Below are 19,761 nucleotides of genomic sequence, written 5' to 3' on the forward strand. Positions count from 1 at the left end.
CTTCCGGTGAAGGAAGCTGGTCGGTTCGAATGTGAATCCGATTCCCCGTCGGAGGGGGTTTGTTCGCGCCTTCCGGCGTGATCACTACTTTAGTGCCTTTTCCCGGTGACGCATAATCGAGTCACTGATCAGAATTTCGGCATGCCGAAATCCGTCCCGTTCGGGAGTCGTGCAGTAGTGGTTGTGCCGCCGGTGCGGCGCGAGGGGCTACCGCAGAACCGTTACAGCTCCATGGCAACTCGAAGAACTTTACGTACGGCGGCGACCCATGTCAACCACCTCTGGTCAACCGGTTTTGCTCCCGGGTCCGCGTCGGCCGAGGCCAGGGGTCAGGGGTCAGTCCAGGTCGTTCAGCCGGCCGTCCGCGTCCGGCTGGGCGTCCTCGACGCGGCACAGCAGGCGCGTCAGCATCTCCCCGAGCTGGCCGCGCTCCTCGGTGGAGAGGTCCTGGAGCAGGTCCTCCTCGAAGACCGAGGCCATCCGCATCGCCTCGACCCACTTCTCGCGGCCTTCCTGCGTGAGCTCGACGATCACCCGTACGCGGTTGGCCTCGTCGCGCTCCCGCGTCACCAGCCCCTCGCTCGCCATCCGGTCGATGCGATGGGTCATGGCGGCCGGCGTGAGGCCCAGGCGCTTGGCCAGCTCGCCGGGGCCCATTTGATAGGGCGCCCCGGCGACGACGAGGGCCTTCAGCACCTCCCACTCCGCGTTGCTCATGTTGAGGGTCGCGGTCTGCCGCCCGTAGGCGACGTTCATCCGGCGGTTGAGGCGCTGCAGTGCGGAGACGACCTGCTCCACCTGGGGATCGAGGCCTTGGAACTCGCGCTGGTAAGCGGCGATCTGTTCCTCGAGGCTCGGCTCCGCAGGGCTGTGGGCCGCATCTGAGGGCTCTGACATGCCGGGAAGTATGGCACGTACCTCATTGGCATTGAAGTCCTTCGCCATGTACTCTTTAGCTTCGAACTTTAGCATTGAAGTCTTCAGGGTGTGACTGTCCAGTCCCCCTCGATCTGACCTAGGTAGGTGAGTGTGACCACCGCGATGGGCGCCGCGCTGCGCCGGATCCAGCTGGGCAACGCGCTGAGCGCGTTCGGTAACGGCTTCACGGTTCCGTATCTCTACGTCTATGTGGCGAAGGTGCGGGATCTTGGCGCGGGCACGGCCGGTCTGGTCCTGATGACACTGGCCTTCGCCGCGCTCCTCGTGTTGCCGTTCACCGGCTGGGCTATCGACCGGCGGGGTCCGCTGCCGGTCGCCGTCGTGGGTGCCGTCACGTCCGCCGTCGGATCGCTCGGGCTCGGCCTGTCCACCACGACACCGCTGGTCATCCTTTCCGCCGTAGCGCTCGGCGCCGGTATCGCGGTGATCCAGCCGGCCCTCGCCACGATGATCGTGTGGTGCTCGACGGCGGTCACCCGCTCGCGGGCCTTCGCCACCCAGTTCTTCCTGAACAACCTGGGCCTGGGCATCGGCGGCCTGATAGGCGGCCTGCTGGTCGACGAGTCGGCGGCCGGCAGCTTCGTCCGGCTGTTCGCCATCGAGGCCGTGATGTTCCTGGTGCTGGGCGCGGCCATCGCGACCGTACGGCTGCCGCGTACGGCCCGGGTCGAGGACCCGGTGCCGGGCGAGGCCCGCGAGAAGGGCGCCCTGCGCTCGCTGTTCACCGACCGCCGCATGATGTGGCTGTGCCTGCTGGGCTTCGTGCTGTTCTTTGCCTGCTACGGCCAGTTCGAATCGGGCCTCGCGGCGTACGCCACCGAGGTCACGCGGATCGCGCCCTCCACCCTCGGTATCGCGCTGGCCGCCAACACGGCCGCGATCGTGGCGGCGCAGTTCGTGGTCCTGAAACTGGTCGAGCGGCGGCGGCGCAGCCGGGTGATGGCCGCGGTCGGGCTGATCTGGACCGTGGCGTGGCTGGCCGCCGGCCTGTCGGGCCTGGTGCACGGTGCGCACGCGGTGGCCACCACTCTGCTGATCTCGACGTACGCGCTGTTCGGTATAGGGGAGTCGCTGCTCTCTCCGACGGTGGCCCCGCTGGTGGCGGACCTGGCGCCGACGTCCCTGGTCGGTCTGTACAACTCGGTCTTCGCCCTGGTGAAGCAGCTGGCCCTGGCGATCGGCCCGGGGGTGGGTGCCCTCATGGTGGGCCACGGGATGTCCGCGCCGTACATCGTGATGCTGGTGCTGTGCGCCGTCGGCGTCAGCGTGCTGGCGCTGCGGCTGGGGCGGATGCTGAGCCCCGCGCAGGACAATCCGCACATCCGGGCCTTCACTCCGGACGCTCCGGCGGACACGGTCACCGACACGGGGGCCGGGACCACGGCCGGGACGGCGGCCGAGGCGGGCGCGCCGCGACGGGAGTCCGTCACGGCGGTGGCGTAAGCCGCACGGAACGATTGATCGCGTACGGGCCGGATCCTGCTGCTGCACCGAGCGGGGTCCGGCCCGTTGTGTTGCTGGGGCGTGCACCCGAGTACGTGCTCTCCCGCGCACCCGCGTGCGTGCCGCCCAGCCCGCCTCTACTCCCGCGGCAGTGCGAACTCGCACCACACGGCCTTGCCGCCGCCGGGCGTGCGGCGCGAGCCCCACGCCGAGGCGATCGTCGCGACGATCGAGATGCCGCGGCCTGCCTCGTCGGCGAGCTCGGCCCGGCGCCGCCGCGGCAGGTGGTCGTCGCCGTCGGTCACCTCGATGATCAGTCGGCGGTCCGTACGGCGCAGCCGCAGCCGCATCGGCGGGGTGCCGTGCTGGAGCGAGTTCGCGACCAGTTCGCTGGCGGCCAGGACGCCGAGGTCGTGCAGCTCCGGGGAGAAGCGCCAGGAGGCGAGCACCCCGGAGGCGAAGGCGCGGGCGCGGGGTGCCGCCTCCGTACCGCCGTGCAGTTCGAGGGCGGCGTTGTGGAACAGCTCGGCGTCGTGCCCCGTACGGGCCGGGTGCTGGAGGACCAGGACGGCCACATCGTCGTCGTGGTCGGTGGAGATTCCGAGAGCGCGCAGCAGCCGGTCGCAGACGATGTCCGGTGCTCCGGTCGCCCCCGCGAAGGCGCGCTCCAGGGCCTCGACCCCGTGGTCGATGTCCTTGTCACGGCGCTCGACCAGACCGTCCGTATAGAGGACAGCGCTCGAACCGGGCCCCAGTGGGACGCTTCCGGAGGTGTGCAGCCAGCCGCCGGTGCCCAGGGGCGGGCCGGTCGGCTCCGCGGCCCGGAGCACCGTGCCCTCGGCGTCGCGCACCAGGATGGGCAGATGGCCGGCGGAGGCGTAGACCAGGCGGCCCTCGTTGGGGTCGTGGACCGCGTAGACGCAGGTCGCGATCTGGCTGGCGTCGATCTCGGCGGCCAGTCCGTCCAGCAGCTGGAGGACTTCGTGGGGCGGCAGGTCGAGCCGGGCGTAGGCGCGGACCGCCGTCCGCAGCTGTCCCATGACGGCCGCGGCGCGCACGCCCCGGCCCATGACGTCGCCGATGACCAGGGCCGTACGGCCGGCGCCGAGGGTGATGACGTCGTACCAGTCGCCGCCGACCGCGGCGTCCGTGCCGCCCGGCTGGTACGTCGCGGCGACCCGTAGGTCGTCGGGCTGCTCCAGCTCCTGCGGCAGCAGGGAACGCTGGAGCGTCACGGCCGCGGCGCGCTGGCGCGCCTCACTGGCGCGCAGCCGCTCGGTGGACTCCACCTGGTCGGTGACGTCGGCGCCGAAGACGAGGACGCCCTTGTGCGGCGCCACACAGGCGACCTCGGGGTCGGGCGCCGGGCCGCTGGCGGCGACCTCGATGGGGGTGCAGGTGAACGTGTAGTAGCCGTCCCGGGACTGGTCGGCGCCGGCGCCGCCGGGCACCCGGCGGGCCTTGACCGTACGGGGGCGGCCGCTGCGCAGCACCTGGTCCATCAGCGGCAGCAGGCCCAGCGCGTCCAGCTCGGGCAGTGCCTCGCGGGCGGTGGCGCCGGGCGGGCGGGGGCCGAAGACGGTGGCGTACGCGCCGTTGACGTACGCGATGCGGTGCTCGGGCCCGTACACGACCGCCACCAGGGCGGGGACCTTGCCCAGGATGTCGTGCACGGACAGCGCGTCGACGCTGGGGGTGCGGTCCGGGCCGGCGGACGGGCCGTCAGCCACCGCGTCCGAGCCGGGGTGTTCGGCGCGGGCCGCGGGGACCGCGCCGGCGGCCACGCCCGGCGGGCCACCCGGGGCCGAGGCGGCGGCAGCGGCGGGCACGGTGGCGGCGGACGTCGGTGCGGCACGGTCGGGCCGGGCGGCGCCGCGCCGCTGTGTGCCGGGGAGACGGGCGCTCCAGCGCGTGAAGTTCACGGAGGGGTACCTCTTACTTCGCGTCGTCGCGCGGGATCGGGCCGTCGGCTCGGTGGAACTCCCCGCGCGCACGCCGGAGGGACGCCCGCCCGGCGGAAGCGGGGAGCGGTGTCGGCTGGGGGCACCCTCGGTGCCCTCTGGCGGATTGCAGCAATCGTCCAGAATCCTCGTGATTGTCACTCTTCGCAGATACGAGCCCACCCATGGTCACACGTCCAGTGTGGCCGACCGGACTGACATCCGTCAGACGCCGGAGGTACGAGGTGGAGTTCCTGACTCCGGGTACGGGGGTGCGGCGGGCGGCGGGACGGGGGCCGTACGGACGGGGGCAGGCGGCTCGGAGGCCCCGGGAGGGGCGGCCCGTACGGGCGGGGGCGGGCAAGGGGCGGCCCGTACGGCCGGCCGTCTGCGACGGCCCGTCAGCTCGGTTCGTTGTGGCGCCCGGTGCCCGCCGCCAGTTCGAACTCGGCGCGCGGGTGTTCCAGCGAGCCGAGAGAAACGATTTCCCGTTTGAAGAGCCCGGCGAGCGTCCACTCGGCCAGCACCCGCGCCTTCCGGTTGAACGTGGGCACCCGGCTCAAGTGGTACACGCGGTGCATGAACCACGCCGGATAGCCCTTCAGGCGGCGCCCGTAGACATGCGCGACCCCCTTGTGCAGGCCGAGCGAGGCGACCGAACCGGCGTACTTGTGCGCGTAGTCCACGACGGGCCCGCCGCGCAGCACCGCGGCGATGTTCTCCGCCAGCACCCGCGCCTGCCGGACGGCGTGCTGGGCGTTGGGCGCGCACTCCCGGCGCGGCTCGTCCGGCGTGGCCGGGCGCTCCGCCGTCAGGTCCGGTACGGCCGCGGCGTCCCCCGCCGACCAGGCGTGTTCGACGCCCTCCACCCGGAGGGCGGCCGTGCATTTGAGGCGGCCGCGCCCGGTGCGCGGCAGGCCGGAAGCGGCGATGACCGGGTGCGGTTTGACGCCCGCGGTCCACACGAGAGTGCGAGCCGGGAAGCGTGAGCCGTCACTCAGGACGGCGATCCGCGCCTCGTACGACTCCAGGCGCGTCTCCAGGCGTACGTCGATGTTGCGCGCCCGCAGCTCCCGTACCGCGTACTGCCCCATCGCCGTGCCCACCTCCGGCAGGATGCGGCCGGTCGCCTCGACCAGGATCCACTTCATGTCGCCGGGCTCGACGTTGTGGTAATAACGCGCCGCGTAGCGCGCCATGTCCTCCAACTCCGCGAGCGCCTCCACCCCCGCGTAGCCGCCGCCGACGAAGACGAAGGTCAGCGCGGCGTCGCGGATCGCCGGATCGCGGGTCGAGGAGGCGATGTCCAACTGCTCCAGGACGTGGTTGCGCAGGCCGATGGCCTCCTCGACGGTCTTGAAGCCGATGCCGCCCTCGGCGAGTCCGGGGACCGGCAGCGCGCGGGAGACCGAGCCGGGCGCCAGTACCAGTTCGTCGTAGGGGAGTTGCAGGCCGCCGGTGCCATCCTCCTCGGTGGCCGGTGTCGTGACCGTCGCAGTCCGCGCGGTGTGGTCGAGCGCGGTGACCTCCCCGACGACGACCTTGCAGAGCGGGAGCACCCGGCGCAGCGGTACGACGACGTGCCGCGGCGAGATCGAGCCGGCCGCGGCCTCGGGGAGGAACGGCTGGTACGTCATGTACGGGTCGGGGTCCACCACGACCACCTCGACGGCGGACCGCCGCAGTTCCTGTTTCAGTTTCCGCTGCAGGCGCAGGGCGGTGTACATCCCCACGTAGCCGCCGCCGACAACGAGAATGCGCGCCGGTTCCTTCACAGAGGTTCTCCTCGCGACATGCGACATCGAAAGGCCGGCCCGCGCGGGTTGCCACCGTCCTCCGGCCGGCCTGCCACCACCAGGCACTGTGTCCCCGGAAGGACGCAGCACTGTTCCATGACGCACCGGCGACACGCCTTTGTCCACAGGCCCGACGAAATGTATGACCGGTCCGGCACATCGGCCCGGAGGGCCGGATTCCGCGCTGCCGGGTGCAAGGGTGCAGGTCAGGTGGTGGGTCTACGGCGAGCGGAGGGTGCGGAATAGGGGCGGACGGGATCCGTACTCCGATCGGTGCACGGACTGTGCGGAACTGCCCCCTTCATTCTTGACCTGGGCTCAACTATGTTCGTACCTCGTTGGGGTGCAGCCTCTCGTCGTCACGTTGTTACACCCCAGCAGTCAGGGCGGGGAGTCTCCGGGGGGAGACGTCATTACCGGGGGATCATCTATGCACATTCAGGGCTCTCAATGGCCGACTGCCGTAACTGCCACCGCGCACGCCGCGGAGGGCAGGGGGAACGGCACCACGCACACGCATCCGCACACCGCGCACTCCGGACACTCCGGTGCCGGTGGTCGGAACACACCGCTGCGCGTGGACGCGCAGCGCAACCTTGAGCACGTCCTGCGGGCGGCTCGTGAGGTCTTCGGCGAGCTGGGGTACGGCGCGCCCATGGAGGACGTGGCGCGGCGGGCCCGCGTCGGGGTGGGGACGGTGTACCGCCGCTTCCCGAGCAAGGACGTACTGGTCAGGCGAATAGCCGAGGAGGAGACCTCCCGGCTCACCGACCAGGCGCGTACGGCGCTCGGCCAGGAGGACGACCCGTGGTCGGCGCTCTCGCGCTTCCTGCGGACGTCGGTCGCCTCCGGCGCCGGACGGCTGCTGCCGCCGAGCATATTGCGGGTGAGCGCCAGCGCTCCGGCTTCGGACGGCGCGGGCGGTGCTGGTGCCGGCGCCGGTACTGGTGCTGGGGCTGGTGCCGCTGAGGCTCGGGTTCCGCAGCAGCGCCAGGCGTACGGACCGGACGGCGTGCCGACCGGCCCGGCGGACGTGTCGGCCGGCGCGGCGCACCTCGCCGCGGACGTGTCCGGCGCGCTGACGTCCGACGTCCCCGCGGAGTTCCGTGTGATCGCACAGCGCGGCGCGCCCGGGGCCGAGGTCGCGGACGTACCGGCCACGGTCCCGTACGGGGTCTCCGCCGGCGTTCCGAACGGCGTGACCGCACACGGCACGGCCGTCACCGGCGCGCTGGAGGCACCGTCCGGACCGGGCGAAACCACGGCGGACGGCGGCGCCCAGGCGCTGCTGGAGGTCGTCGGGCAGCTCGTCGAGCGGGCACGCGAGGCGGGCGAACTGCGCGCGGACGTGACGGTGGCCGACGTACTGCTGGTCATCGCCACGGGCGCACCGTCCTTGCCGGACCCGGCCCAGCAGCAGGCCGCCTCGGCCCGGCTGCTGGAGATCCTGCTGGAGGGGCTGCGGTCGCGGCCTGCCGAGCAGGGCTGAGTGACACCAGCCTGAGAGATCGGGCGGGGCGCGGGGTCGGCTGTGGGCCGGCGCCGCGCCCTGTTCCGTGTTCTGAGCGCGGGCGAGCGAGTATTCCCCGTACGAGTGACCTCTAGTGCTGCCGTCCATGAACTCGCCCCGGACGAGTGGTTGGTGTGCTCGCAGACCGAGCCGGGCGGTCCCCCTGTGGCACGCTGGCGCGGTGTTACCGCAGCGACGGCGTGTTCGGGGGCCTCGGCGATGGGTGTGGACGGGCGGGACGAGCGGCGGGACGAGCGGCTCGGCCGGGAGCGGGGCGGGCAGCAGGGCGAGCGGCGTGACGGGCAGCAGGACGGACAGGGCGGGCAGGGTGGCGGGCAGCAGGGTGGCGGGCAGCAGGGTGGCGGGCAGCAGGGTGGCGGGAGCCGTGGCCCTCAAGTCCCGGGGCAGAAGCGTCCTTACGGGGTGAGTGGCCCGGAGGGGTCGGGCGCGGGTTCTTCGGGGCGTGCCGTGGAGCGGCACGACCGGGCGGAGGACGATTATCGGCCTGCACCGGCCGAACGGAACGTTCCTCAGCAGCGGGTGCGGCGGAGCGGTCCAGGGTCAGCGGATACGGGGGAGCGGCAGAGCGGTGCAGGGCCGGCGGATGCTCGGGATCGGCAGAGCGGTGCAGGGCCGGCGGATGCTCGGGATCGGCGGACCGGTCCAGAGTCGGCGGACGCGCGGGTGCGGAGTGAAGCCCGGGAGTCGGTGGACGCACGGGAGCGGGGTGAAGCCCAGGAGTCGGCGGACGTGTGGGTGCGGAGTGAAGCCCGGGAGTCGGCGGACGTGTGGGAGCCGCGTGAGGCCCGGGAGTCGGCGGATGCCTGGGAGCCGCGGGGTGGGCGGGAGCCGAGTGGCGCGCGGGGCCCGAAGGGCCGGGGTGCCCACCGGAAGCCGAGCCGGCTGAAGGCGGCCGGATCCGGCGGCTCCGGGAAGCGGGGCGGTTCTGCGGGGGCGGGTGGGGGCGCGACAGCGGTCGGGGCGGTGGGGTCGGACGGGGCGGCGGAAGCGGACGGGCCGACGGGAACGGGCGGGGCGGCGGGAACGGGCGGGGCGGCAGAAGCAGGCGGGGTGACCGGATCAGACGGGGCGGCGGGGTCGGACAGGGCGGCGGAAGCGGACGGGGCGGCGGGAACGGACGGGGCGACCACGGCAGGGGCCCCGGCCGGGCAGTCCGGGCCGCTCCCCGCGGATCGCGAGTTGATCGACCGCATGCGGGGCGGTGACGACAGCGCGTACGAGGAGCTGTACCGCCGCCACGCCGACGCCGTACGGCGCTACGCGCGCAGTTGCTGCCGGGACGCGCACACCGCCGACGACCTCACCGGCGAAGTCTTCGCCCGTACCCTCCAGGCCGTACGCGGCGGCTCCGGCCCCGACTCGTCCGTACGCGCCTATCTGCTCACCACCGTCCGCCGGGTGGCCGCCGCCTGGGGAAGGACCGCGAAGCGCGAGCAACTGGTCGAGGATTTCGCCGTGTTCGCGGTCACGGCGGCCGGCACCGCGCTGGACGACGACACGCTCGACCTCGGCGCGGACGTCCGCGCCATGCGCGAAGCCGAGCAGTCCCTGGCCGTACGGGCGTTCCGCAGCCTGCCGGAGCGCTACCAGACCGTGCTGTGGCACACCACGATCGAGGAGGAGTCGCCGAGCGAGGTCGCGCCGCTGCTCGGGCTGTCGGCCAACGCCACCGCCGTACTGGCCCACCGTGCACGCGAAGGTCTCAAGCAGGCGTATCTGCAGGCGCACGTGAGCCGTTCGCTGACCGCCGAGGGCGACTGCGCCCGGTACGCGGACCGGCTCGGCGCGTACGCCCGCGGCGGGCTGCGGATGCGGGCGGAGCGCGGGCTGCGCAAGCACCTGGAGGACTGCGCCCGGTGCCGTACGGCGGCCTCGGAGGTCGCGGATGTCAACGAGCACATCCGCGTCATCCTTCCGGTGGCGGTCATCGGCTGGTTCGCGGCCGGATACGCGGTCAAGGGAGCCGCGGCCGTGGTGGGGCTCGGCAGCGCGGGCGCCGCGGCGGGAGCCGGCGCGGCCGCGGCGGCGGGAGGCGCGGGGACGGGAGCGTCCGCGGGCACTGGTGCTGCTGCGGGGACTGGGGCTGCCGCGGGGGCCGGTGGAGCGACTGGGGCCGGTGGTGCCGCGGGGTCGGGTGTCGTCGGCGGGTCCGGTGCGGGCGGGGCGGGCGCCGCGGTGGGCGAGGGGCTCGGCGCGCCCGCGAAGGTGGCGATCGGCGCGGGTCTGGTGATCGTGGCGGCTGCCGCGCTCGCCCTGGCGCTGATCGGGGACCCGCAGCCGACGCCCCGGGCGCAGGCCGAGCAGCCCGGAGCGGCCTCGGTCGCGCCGCAGCCTCCCGAGTCGGAACCGCCGGAGCGCACTCCGGCGCAGCCGTCTCCGACCCACGCCCCCGTATCCCCGAAACCGACGCCCGGCCCCACCGCCTCCTCCCGGCCGGAACCGACGCCGACGCCGACGCCGAGGCCCGCCCCGACGAAGGCCACGCCCACCCCCGCACCCGAGCCGCCGCACTCCCCCGCACCGGCCGACCCGCCCGCACACTCCCCGAAGCCGACGCCGACCCCGTCCGCGCCCGCTCCGTCCCCGTACCAGATCAACAAGTTGACGTGGGACCTCATGGGAGACGGCACGAAGCCCGAGGTGCGCATGGCGGACAGCAGCTGGCTGTGGCAGCGGCAAAAACTGGGCATCGGCGGCCGGACGTTCCGGCACGGGGTGACCGTGCACGCGCCGTCCTCCGTGACCATCGACCTGAACCGGCAGTGCACGGCGTACGACGCGTTCGCCGGCGTGGACGACATGGGGCTCGGCCTGGGGGCGCTGCGTTTCTCCGTGTACGCGGACGGGCAGCGGCTCTGGCGCTCGGGAGTGGTCCGCGGCGGTCAGCCCGCCGTCCCGGTCCATGTGCCGTTGCGAGGACACAAGACGCTGCGCCTGGTCGTCGAGCCCGGCTCCCCCCACACCGTGATGTTCCTGGGCGACTGGGCCCAGTCACAGATCACCTGCCGCTGAGAGGTGTGGGGCGCGGGGCGTCGGGGCGTCGGGGCGCCGGGGCGTCGGGGCGCCGGGGCGTCGGGGCGTCGGGGTTGTTTCGGCAAGGTGCGGCGTGGCGACGAGGTGGCGTCGTGGCGACGGGTCGGTTCCGTGACGACGGGTCGGCCTGTAGCGGAGAAACGATTCCGCAGCGGCGGGCCGGGCGAGGCGGGCGAGGCGACGGAACGCTACCGTAGCGACGCTACGTCCATGTACCGGCGGGCCGCCACCGTAGCGTCGGCCCGGTTCCGTAACGTCGCGCCGCTTCCGTAGCGTCGGGTCGCCACCGTATCGACGGTCCGGCCGCGTACCGACGGACCGCCCCTGTAACGACGACCCGACCCCGTACCGTCGTCACGCCCCCGTACCGACGAACCACCGCCGTACCGACGCCCCGCTCCCGTACCGACGAACCACCCCCGTTACGACGCACCACTCCCGTCCCGACGAACCGCCACCGTAACGACGCTCCACCCCCGCCCCGACGTACCCAGCGATCCCACCTCGACGTACCCAGCAAACCCGCCCCACCCCACCCCGCCCCCCGCCCCCTCAAAGGCTCGGCCGCGGCGACACCCCACCCGCCACGGCTCGCTGGCGGGGTGCGGCCGTGCCGGTCCAGCAGGTGCCGCGGCGGGCGAGCAGGCGGCGCAGCCAGAGTTCGGTGGAGACGAGTTCGGCGAGCCCGTCCAGGGGGAGCGGGGCGCCCTCGGCCGCCGCTCGCAGGGCCTTCCGTACGATCCGTGCCTCGACCAGCCCCGCGTCGGCGAGCAGCGGTGCGTCGAAGAGGCCGACCACGTCCCCGATGGAGGTGCGCAGCCCGGCCCGTACGGCCGCCGCGTGCGTGATGTGGGACGTGGCGCCCCAGCCGGACGGCAGGTCGCGGACGCCCGCGCCGGACAGGACGGCACGCAGCACGGCCGCCCGCGCCCCCGGCTGGACGCGCAGGGTGTCCGGCAGCGCCCGGCAGGCCAGTACCACCTGGTTGTCGAGGAAGGGGGCGTGCAGGCGTTGGTTGCGTACCTCCACGGCCTGTTCGAAGATCCGGTGGTCGGCCGCGTGCCGGGCCAGCGCGGCGCGGGCCCGGCGTTCCCCCGGCCGTCCCACGGTGGGCGTCCGGGCGGCCGCGGCATTCAGCCGAACCGATACTTCAGCCAGCGCCTCCCCCGTGAGCCACCGTGCCGCGGGCCCGGGCCGGCACCAGGAGAGCGCCGCCAAGGACGCGTCCACCGCCCCGCCGCCCGCCACCGGGTCGTCGGTGAACTGCCGCTCTCTCAGGCGCGTCGCTGTGTCGGCGATGCCCGCCCCGTATGTCGTACGGGCCAGCTTGCGCGCGGCCCGGTAGACGGTGAACGGCACCAGCGCCGACTGCGACAGCGGCCCGTCGGCCTTGGCCAGTGCCGTGACAGGCCGCAGCAAATGACGTCTGCGGCGGTCCAGGAGCAGGTCGGCGAGGCGGGCCGGGTGCGCGTCCAGGACCTGCCGCGCACCGGCGCCCACGAGGTGGTCCGCGCTGCCCGCCAGCAGCCGCCGGCGGTGGCGTCCGGCCATGATGAGCGACGGCCCCGGTTCGTCCGTGAGCGGCCCGCCCTCCAGGTCCGCGTACGGGAGGGCTTCCTCGCCTGCCGCGACGACGACGTGGTGGAGGCGCGGATTGGCGGCAATGCTGCGGGCCCGCTCCAACTCGGCCTCCCGGTACGGGCGGCCCCCGTGGGTGGCACGGTCGTTGAAGGTGACGGCCAGAAGGCGCTCCCCGCGCCCGTTGACCGTGCCGGGCACTCCGGGCAGTCCGGCCGCGAGCAGCGCCAGGGTGGCGGAGGCGCTGCCTCCCGAGAGGTCGGCGCCGACGCCGGGGGCCGGCGCGCCGCGCGCGGCCCGTCGTTCGGCCGGGCCCATGCCCGGGACGGGCCCCGGGTCCAGGCCGTTCAGGCCGTCCGGGTCCGGTGCGTGCCGGGGCCCGGACAACCGCGCCCGTACGGCTTCGACCAGCGCGTCGCGCACGCCGTCAACGGCCTGCTCCGGGGGCAGTTGGGGCGCGGCGACGGCGAGCGACGCCGTCGGCTCGTAGGAGGTGATCTCGCAGCTGCCCCCGCGGAGGACGAGCGCATGGCCGGGCGGCACCCGTCGCACTCCCTCGTACGGGGTACCGGCGCCGAGCGCCTCGGGCGCGTCCGGGCAGGCCAGCAGCGCGGCCAGGTGCCCGACGTCCAGGTTCGCCTCGATCAGGTCGGCGAGCGGGAGGGCGGCGGTCGCGTACGCCGTACCGCCCGCCCACGGGGTGTGGAAGACCGGCCGCGCGCCCGCCAGGTCACCGGTGACCGTCACGCGCCTGCCGACCTGGACGACGGCCGTGTAACTGCCGGGCCAGGCGGTGAGGTGCCGCAGCGCGCCCCCACGGGCCGCGAAGAGCCCCACCCGCAACTGGTCGTCGGTGGCGCCGCAGACCCCGAAGACTGCGAGCCGGGTCTCGGCGTCGGCCTGGACGACGCGCACCTCGTCGGCACGCCAGTCGCCGACCGCCCACAGGGGGTCGGGGTCGCCCCACAGGAGCTGGGCGCCTACGGGAAGGACCGTACGGGCCTCCTCGGTGGGGGCCGGTCCCGTGGCGGTACTGCTCCACCCCACCAACCAGCGCATCGCCGCCTCCACCCTGTTCGCCGCCGCCGGGCGGCCCCCGTCCGTCCGCCGGGGCGGACACCCGCCCACCTCAGGATCGCCCTGACGGTCGGCAGGGTGGACCGGACCGCCGCCCCGCACAGCGGATTGCCAAGCCGTTGCCAAGCTGTTGTGCGGACCATGCTGCCACGACAGCGGCCTTCGGGAGGCGCCGAGGAGGGCCTGGGCGCGGGGGTGTTCGGAAGACGTTATCGAGCGCGGGTGGGGCGGGCGGACCGGATGGGCCGGGCGGATCGGGCGGCCTGGACGGACCAGGCGGACTGGGCGGACTGGGCGGACTGGGCGGACCGGGCGAGCCGGGCGAGCCGGGCGCTTGGGCGGACCGGGCGGCCCGAAGGCAACGGGTTCGAGAGAGCCCTGTACGCCCCGCGCCCTGTCCCCCTCCCACCCCCCGCTCCCGAAAGCAAACCCACCTACATCGATTTTCAGCCAAAATCTGTGCGGCCAAGACCAGTTGGCCCGATACCGGCCAGCACAGCCGAAGCGCGGCCGATCACCCGCCCACCGCCCCTTCGGGGCACCCCGCCGACCCTCCGGACACGCCTCCGGGACGCCGCGCCGAACGGCCGGGCTCCCTTCCGGACGCCGCCGCGGCCGAGCAGGCACCCCCAAGCCGTCCCGGCGGGCCCTTCCCGCACAATGCGACAGTCCGGGAGGCGGGACTCGCCCCCCGGACCGGACCGCCACCCGCGGGGAATGAGGTGGCGGTGTCCCCCAGCCCACTGGATCCAGTGCAGCGGGCCGACCCACGCAGGTCCCATGGAAGCGCTCCCGCACCAACCCGGCCAGCGCGCACACACGGGCGCACGGCAACACGTACCCGGAGCACATGCCAAACCCCCTACGGACGCTTGGACTTGAAACCCGCCATCCGGGACATCGGGCCTTAACGGTAGGGATTCGGCGAACTACTCTGGGTGGACGCGTGCCCCGGGGTACCGGGGCTGCCGTCGCTGTGTCGAGGGGTGCGCATGTCAAGGGATATACGCGGGCCGAACGAGAAGCTCGGCACCGTTCTCGCCCTCGCGGGGATCAGCAATGCCGGACTCGCCCGCCGGGTCAACGACCTGGGGGCGCAGCGCGGTCTGACGCTTCGCTACGACAAGACGTCGGTGGCCCGGTGGGTGTCCAAGGGCATGGTGCCGCAGGGCGCCGCGCCCCATCTGATCGCGGCCGCGATAGCGGGCAAGCTCGGCCGCCCGGTACCGCTCCACGAGATCGGCCTGGCCGACGCCGACCCGGCCCCCGAGGTGGGCCTGGCCTTCCCGCGCGACGTGGGCGCCGCGGTCCGGTCCGCGACCGAGCTGTACCGCCTGGACCTGGCCGGACGCCGCGGTGGCGGGGGCATCTGGCAGAGCCTGGCCGGATCCTTCTCGGTGAGCGCGTACGCGACACCCGCCTCGCGGTGGCTGATATCCCCGGCCGACAGTTCCGTCGCGCGCGAAGCACCTGACCTGCGGGAAGTACGGGACGGCAACGGCGCGACGGGCAAGGACGGTGTTCCCCACGACACCGCGCCCCAGCACGTCGGGCACAGCGACGTCACCAAACTGCGGGAGGCCGCCGAGGACGCCCGCCGCTGGGACTCCAAGTACGGGGGCGGCGACTGGCGCTCCTCGATGGTGCCCGAGTGCCTGCGGGTGGACGCGGCGCCGCTGCTCCTCGCCTCGTACAGCGACGAGGTGGGCCGCGCCCTGTTCGGAGCGACCTCCGAACTGACCAGACTCGCGGGCTGGATGGCCTTCGACACCGGGCAGCAGGAGGCGGCCCAGCGCTACTACATCCAGGCGCTGCGCCTCGCGCGAGCCGCCGCCGACGTCCCGCTGGGGGGATATGTCCTGGCCTCGATGTCGCTCCAGGCGACCTACCGCGGCTTCGCCGACGAGGGCGTCGATTTGGCGCAGGCCGCCCTCGAACGCAACCGCGGCCTGGCCACCGCCCGCACGATGAGCTTCTTCCGCCTGGTGGAGGCGCGCGCGCAGGCCAAGGCCAACGAGGCGCGCGCCTGTGAGGTGGCCCTGAAGGCCGCCGAGGGCTGGCTGGAGCGCTCCCGGGAGGGCGACCCGGACCCGTCCTGGCTGGACTTCTACTCGTACGAACGCTTCGCCGCCGACGCCGCCGAGTGCTACCGGGACCTGCGGCTGCCCCGCCAGGTGCGCCGCTTCACGGAGCAGGCGCTGTCCCGCCCCACGGAGGAGTACGTCCGCTCGCACGGGCTGCGGCTGGTCGTCTCCGCGGTGGCCGAGCTGGAGTCCGGCAACCTGGACGCGGCGTGCGCGGCCGGCACCCGGGCGGTCGAGGTGGCCGGCCGCATCTCCTCGGCCCGTACGACCGAGTACGTACGCGATCTCCTGCACCGTCTCGAACCGTACGGCGACGAGCCCCGCGTCGTGGAGCTGCGCGAACGGGCCCGCCCGTTGCTCGTGGCACCGGCATAGGGCGCGGGCACGGGTACGGAGACGGCGGGTACGGCGACGGGCACGGACACGGGTACGGAGACGGCCACGAGGGCAGGTACGGAAACGTACAAGTGTGAGTACTGATGCGAACGTGATTCTGGGTACGGATGCGGGCGTGATTCTCAGTGTGCACACGGGCGGGGGCCCGGGGGCGTACGCGCCCCCGCCGCTCTCCCGGCCCGTTGTCAGTCCCCCGCGTCATGATGGGATACGTCTGATTCCAAGGGTTCCAGGGGAGGTGCTGTGACGGCGTACGACTGCGACGTGCTGGTGATCGGTGCCGGCATCGTCGGACTCTCGACGGCCTACGCGATCACGCGCGCCGCTCCCGGCACCCGTGTGGTGGTCCTGGAGAAGGAGCCGGGCCCCGCCCGCCACCAGACCGGCCGGAACAGCGGCGTGATCCACAGCGGCATCTACTACCCGCCCGGCTCCCTGAAGGCCCGCTTCGCGCTCCAGGGCTCGGCCGAAATGATCAAGTTCTGTCTGGACCACGACATCCCGCACGAGGTCACGGGCAAACTGATCGTCGCCACCGACCGCAGCGAGCTGCCCCGCCTGCACAGCCTCATCCAGCGCGGCCGGGAGCACGGCATCCCGGTCCGCGAGCTGGGTCCGGCCCAGCTCGCGACGTACGAACCGGAAGTCAGCGGCCTGGCCGCCATCCATGTCGGCACGACCGGCATCGCCGACTTCGGCGTGGTCGCCCGGCGCTTCGCCGCCCTGGCCACGGACGCGGGCGCCCGCATCGCGTACGGCGGCGAGGTCACCACCATCGGCCGCCGCCCCGGCCGGGTCGCGGTGCGCACCTCCGCCGGCGCCGTCTTCCGCGCCCGCACCCTGGTCAACTGCGCCGGCCTGCACTGCGACCGCATCGCGCGGCTGGCGGGCGACGCGCCGGGCATGCGCATCGTCCCCTTCCGCGGCGAGTACTACACCCTCGCCCCGGCCCGTGCCTCCCTGGTGCGCGGCCTGGTCTACCCGGTGCCCGACCCCGCCTTCCCGTTCCTCGGCGTCCACCTCACCCGAGGGGTCGACGGCTCCGTCCACATCGGCCCCAACGCCGTCCCCGCACTCGCCCGCGAGGGGTACGACTGGCGCACCGTCCGCCCCGCGGAACTGGCCGGCACCCTGGCGTACCGAGGCTCCTGGCACATAGCCCGCCGCCACTGGCGCTACGGCACCGGCGAACTGCACCGTTCCCTCTCCCGCCGTGCTTTCACCGAAGCGGTCCGCCGCCTGCTCCCGGCGGTCCGCGAGGATGACCTGCGCCCCGCCCCCGCCGGCGTCCGCGCCCAGGCCGTCCTGCCCGACGGCACCCTCGCCGACGACTTCCTCATCACCGAGACCCCCTCCGCCGTCCACGTCCTGAACGCCCCGTCCCCCGCGGCCACGGCTTCCCTGCCGATCGGGAGGGAGATAGCCGGGCGGGCTCTGGCGATGCTGGAGACGACGGGCTGAGGCCGACGGGCTGAGGCTGACCGGCGGGCGGCCGACCGGCGGGTGGCCGACACCGGGAGCGGCCCGTAACCGCCCCATGCCTGCCATCCACTCCTGCCTCATCCCCACCGCCCCTCTCCCCCACTTCCCCACTCCCCCGCCCGTAGAATCGACCCACTGTGTCCGAGAACTCCGCCGCCCCGGCCCCCACCCCCGAATCCGGCCCCGCCGCCCAGCCCGGCCCGGCCGCCGAGCCCCGCCCTGCCTTCACCCCCGCCCCCGCCTGCGGCCCCGACGCCGCGCACACGGGCGAGCGTCCCGGGCAGGACGACGCAGCACCGGCCCCGGCGCACCAGCAGGCGTCCCGCCCCGCCCCCAAGCCGATGTTCCCCGACGGCACCGGCCCGGCGGCCGACCCGGCCGGTTCGCACCACGAGCGGCGGATCCGTTCCTTCCAGCCGCGCCGCAGCCGGGTCTCCCCCGGCCAGGCGGACGCCCTGCGACGCCTGTGGCCCCAGTGGGGCCTGGACATCGACGGCCTCTCCCGGATCGACCTGGACAAGCTCTTCGAGGGCCGTCCGGTCGTCCTGGAAATCGGCTTCGGCATGGGCGAGGCCACGGCACAGATGGCCGCCGCCGACCCGGACACCGGCATCCTCGCCTGCGACGTCCACACCCCGGGCCAGGGCAACCTGCTCGGCCTCGCGGAACGCAACGGCCTGTCCAACATCCGGGTGGCCAACGGCGACGCGATCATCCTGCTCCGCGAGATGCTCGCCCCCGCCTCCCTCGCCGGCCTGCGTGTCTACTTCCCGGACCCCTGGCCCAAGAAGCGCCACCACAAGCGCCGACTGATCCAGCCCGAGTTCCTCTCCCTGGTCACCACGCGTCTCGCCCCGGGCGCCCTGGTCCACTGCGCGACCGACTGGGAGCCGTACGCCGAGCAGATGCTGGACGTCCTCTCCGCCGAGCCCACCCTCGCCAACGAGCATTCCGGCTACGCCCCCCGCCCGGACTTCCGCCCCTTCACCAAGTTCGAGGGACAGGGACTGGACAAGGGCCACGTCGTCCACGACCTCCTCTTCCGGCGGCTCCCGGCATAGTCCACCCCGCGGTGGTTAGGGTCGATGGGTGAATCCGCCGCAGCCGCCTCCGCTTCCGCCGAAACCGGCGTACGCGCCCGATCCGCGCTACGCCGCCCCCGCCGCGTCGCCCGCGGCGGCGCAGTGGCACTGCACACCGCGCCGCCGCCCGGCGCCCTGGCACAGCAAGACGGCACGTGCCGTCGCTCTCTTCTCGCTCCTCGCCCTCTCCGGCGTGACCATCCTGGCGATGGTCCGCCAGCAGACCGGCACCCAGGGCTTCCTCGTCGGCCTCGGGCTGGCGGTCTTCCCCGTACCCGTCCTCATAGCCGCCTTCTGCTGGCTGGACCGCATAGACCCCGAACCACGCCGCAACCTGCTCTTCGCCTTCGCCTGGGGCGCCTGCGCCGCCACCCTCGTAGCGCTCCTGGCCAACGGTTTCGCCACGAACTGGCTGGAGAACAACCTCTCCACCCTCTCCCCCGACGACGCCAAGACCTGGGGCGCGACCGTCTTCGCCCCCGTCATCGAAGAGACCGTCAAGGCCGCTGCCGTCCTCCTCCTCTTCCTCTTCCGCCGCCAGAACTTCGACGGCATCACGGACGGCCTCGTCCTGGCCGGCATCACGGCCACCGGTTTCGCCTTCACCGAGAACGTTCTCTACCTGGGCAACGCCTTCGGCCAGGACCAGTCCCTCGGCCACACCGGCCTCGACTCCCTGACCGCCGCGACCTTCTTCGTACGCATCATCCTCTCGCCGTTCGCCCACCCCCTCTTCACCATGCTCACCGGCCTGGCCTTCGGCATAGCCGCGACCAGCTACCCCCACCGCCGGCCGCTGCGCCTGGCCCTGCCCTTCGTCGGCCTGGCCACCGCCGTCCTCCTGCACGCCATCTGGAACGCCGCCACCACCCTCGGCGACCTCGGCTTCATCACCGTCTACGGCCTCTTCATGCTGCCGGTCTTCGCCGCCCTGACCTGGCTCGCCGTCTGGACCCGCCACCGCGAGCTCCTCGCCCTGCGCACCTACCTCCCCCCGTACGTCACCACCGGCTGGCTCTCCCCCACCGAACCGATCTCCCTCTCCTCCCTCAAGACCCGCTCCCTGGCCCGCGACATAGCCCGCCGCACCCACGGCCCCGCCGCCGCCCGCGCCGTAACGGAATACACCGCCGTAGCCACCTCCCTGGCCTTCCTCCGCCGCCGAGCCCACCGCACGGGCCCCACCCCGGACTTCCCCACTCAGGAACGCGCTCTCCTGAACCACCTGTGGCACCACAGGGCCGTGGCCCATCCGGCGCTGCTACAGGCACTGCAAGTGACACATCGGCCGGTGCCCAGCCAGGCATCATGGCTTCCAGACGGCGGGCACATGCCGCCCTACGGCCGGTGACATCAGGCCCAGGGATGTGATCGGAACTT

At 73.5% G+C, this 19,761-nt stretch carries 11 protein-coding genes; 7 read left to right on the top strand and 4 right to left on the bottom strand.

Features of this window, described 5'->3' with window-relative positions; translation table 11 throughout:
• Nucleotides 1-336: 336 nt before the first annotated feature.
• On the bottom strand, nt 337-897 hold the full coding sequence (locus JXZ78_RS20815) for a MarR family winged helix-turn-helix transcriptional regulator (protein WP_030025338.1): 561 nt from the start codon (nt 895-897) through the stop codon (nt 337-339).
• A gap of 132 nt (nt 898-1,029) precedes the next feature.
• On the opposite strand from JXZ78_RS20815, the gene JXZ78_RS20820 reads away from it, so the two are divergent.
• Nucleotides 1,030-2,382: an MFS transporter gene (locus JXZ78_RS20820; RefSeq protein ID WP_030025339.1), complete on the top strand. Its 1,353-nt coding sequence runs from the start codon at nt 1,030-1,032 to the stop codon at nt 2,380-2,382.
• Nucleotides 2,383-2,519: 137 nt separating this feature from the next.
• On the opposite strand, the gene JXZ78_RS20825 is transcribed toward JXZ78_RS20820, so the two are convergent.
• Nucleotides 2,520-4,304 (bottom strand): ATP-binding SpoIIE family protein phosphatase, encoded by a 1,785-nt coding sequence (locus JXZ78_RS20825; RefSeq protein WP_238783264.1) that lies wholly within the window; start codon nt 4,302-4,304, stop codon nt 2,520-2,522.
• Nucleotides 4,305-4,723: 419 nt separating this feature from the next.
• Entirely contained in the window at nt 4,724-6,124 is a 1,401-nt protein-coding gene (locus JXZ78_RS20830) for an NAD(P)/FAD-dependent oxidoreductase (RefSeq protein WP_050503128.1), read from the bottom strand.
• A 424-nt stretch (nt 6,125-6,548) separates the two neighbouring features.
• On the opposite strand from JXZ78_RS20830, the gene JXZ78_RS20835 reads away from it, so the two are divergent.
• Together JXZ78_RS20835 and JXZ78_RS20840 are read left to right on the top strand one after the other, a co-directional pair.
• Complete coding sequence (locus JXZ78_RS20835; RefSeq protein ID WP_030025342.1) at nt 6,549-7,607, top strand: TetR/AcrR family transcriptional regulator; 1,059 nt, start codon at nt 6,549-6,551, stop codon at nt 7,605-7,607.
• Between the two features lie 1,233 nt (nt 7,608-8,840).
• The gene (locus tag JXZ78_RS20840) at nt 8,841-10,661 is read left to right on the top strand and encodes a sigma-70 family RNA polymerase sigma factor (protein ID WP_238783277.1); all 1,821 of its coding nucleotides are present in this window, start codon (nt 8,841-8,843) and stop codon (nt 10,659-10,661) included.
• A gap of 573 nt (nt 10,662-11,234) precedes the next feature.
• Here the strand turns inward: JXZ78_RS20840 and JXZ78_RS20845 are convergent.
• Complete coding sequence (locus JXZ78_RS20845) at nt 11,235-13,319, bottom strand: asparagine synthase-related protein (RefSeq protein ID WP_030025345.1); 2,085 nt, start codon at nt 13,317-13,319, stop codon at nt 11,235-11,237.
• A 1,010-nt stretch (nt 13,320-14,329) separates the two neighbouring features.
• Between JXZ78_RS20845 and JXZ78_RS20850 the strand changes: the two genes are divergently transcribed.
• The 4 genes from JXZ78_RS20850 to JXZ78_RS20865 all read left to right on the top strand — a co-directional run bounded on the left by JXZ78_RS20850 (nt 14,330) and on the right by JXZ78_RS20865 (nt 19,732).
• Nucleotides 14,330-15,796, top strand: a complete 1,467-nt coding sequence (locus tag JXZ78_RS20850) for an NsdA family TPR-like regulatory protein (RefSeq protein WP_030025344.1) — start codon at nt 14,330-14,332, stop codon at nt 15,794-15,796.
• Between the two features lie 264 nt (nt 15,797-16,060).
• Entirely contained in the window at nt 16,061-17,278 is a 1,218-nt protein-coding gene (gene lhgD / locus JXZ78_RS20855) for an L-2-hydroxyglutarate dehydrogenase (RefSeq protein WP_030025343.1), read from the top strand.
• Nucleotides 17,279-17,436: 158 nt separating this feature from the next.
• On the top strand, nt 17,437-18,360 hold the full coding sequence (gene trmB, locus JXZ78_RS20860; protein ID WP_238783265.1) for a tRNA (guanosine(46)-N7)-methyltransferase TrmB: 924 nt from the start codon (nt 17,437-17,439) through the stop codon (nt 18,358-18,360).
• A 28-nt stretch (nt 18,361-18,388) separates the two neighbouring features.
• Nucleotides 18,389-19,732, top strand: coding sequence for a PrsW family intramembrane metalloprotease (locus JXZ78_RS20865; protein ID WP_238783266.1), 1,344 nt, complete (start codon nt 18,389-18,391; stop codon nt 19,730-19,732).
• Nucleotides 19,733-19,761 lie beyond the last annotated feature (29 nt).

The sequence above is a fragment of the Streptomyces monomycini genome (assembly GCF_022271435.1).
GTDB classification, from domain to species: Bacteria; Actinomycetota; Actinomycetes; order Streptomycetales; family Streptomycetaceae; genus Streptomyces; species Streptomyces monomycini.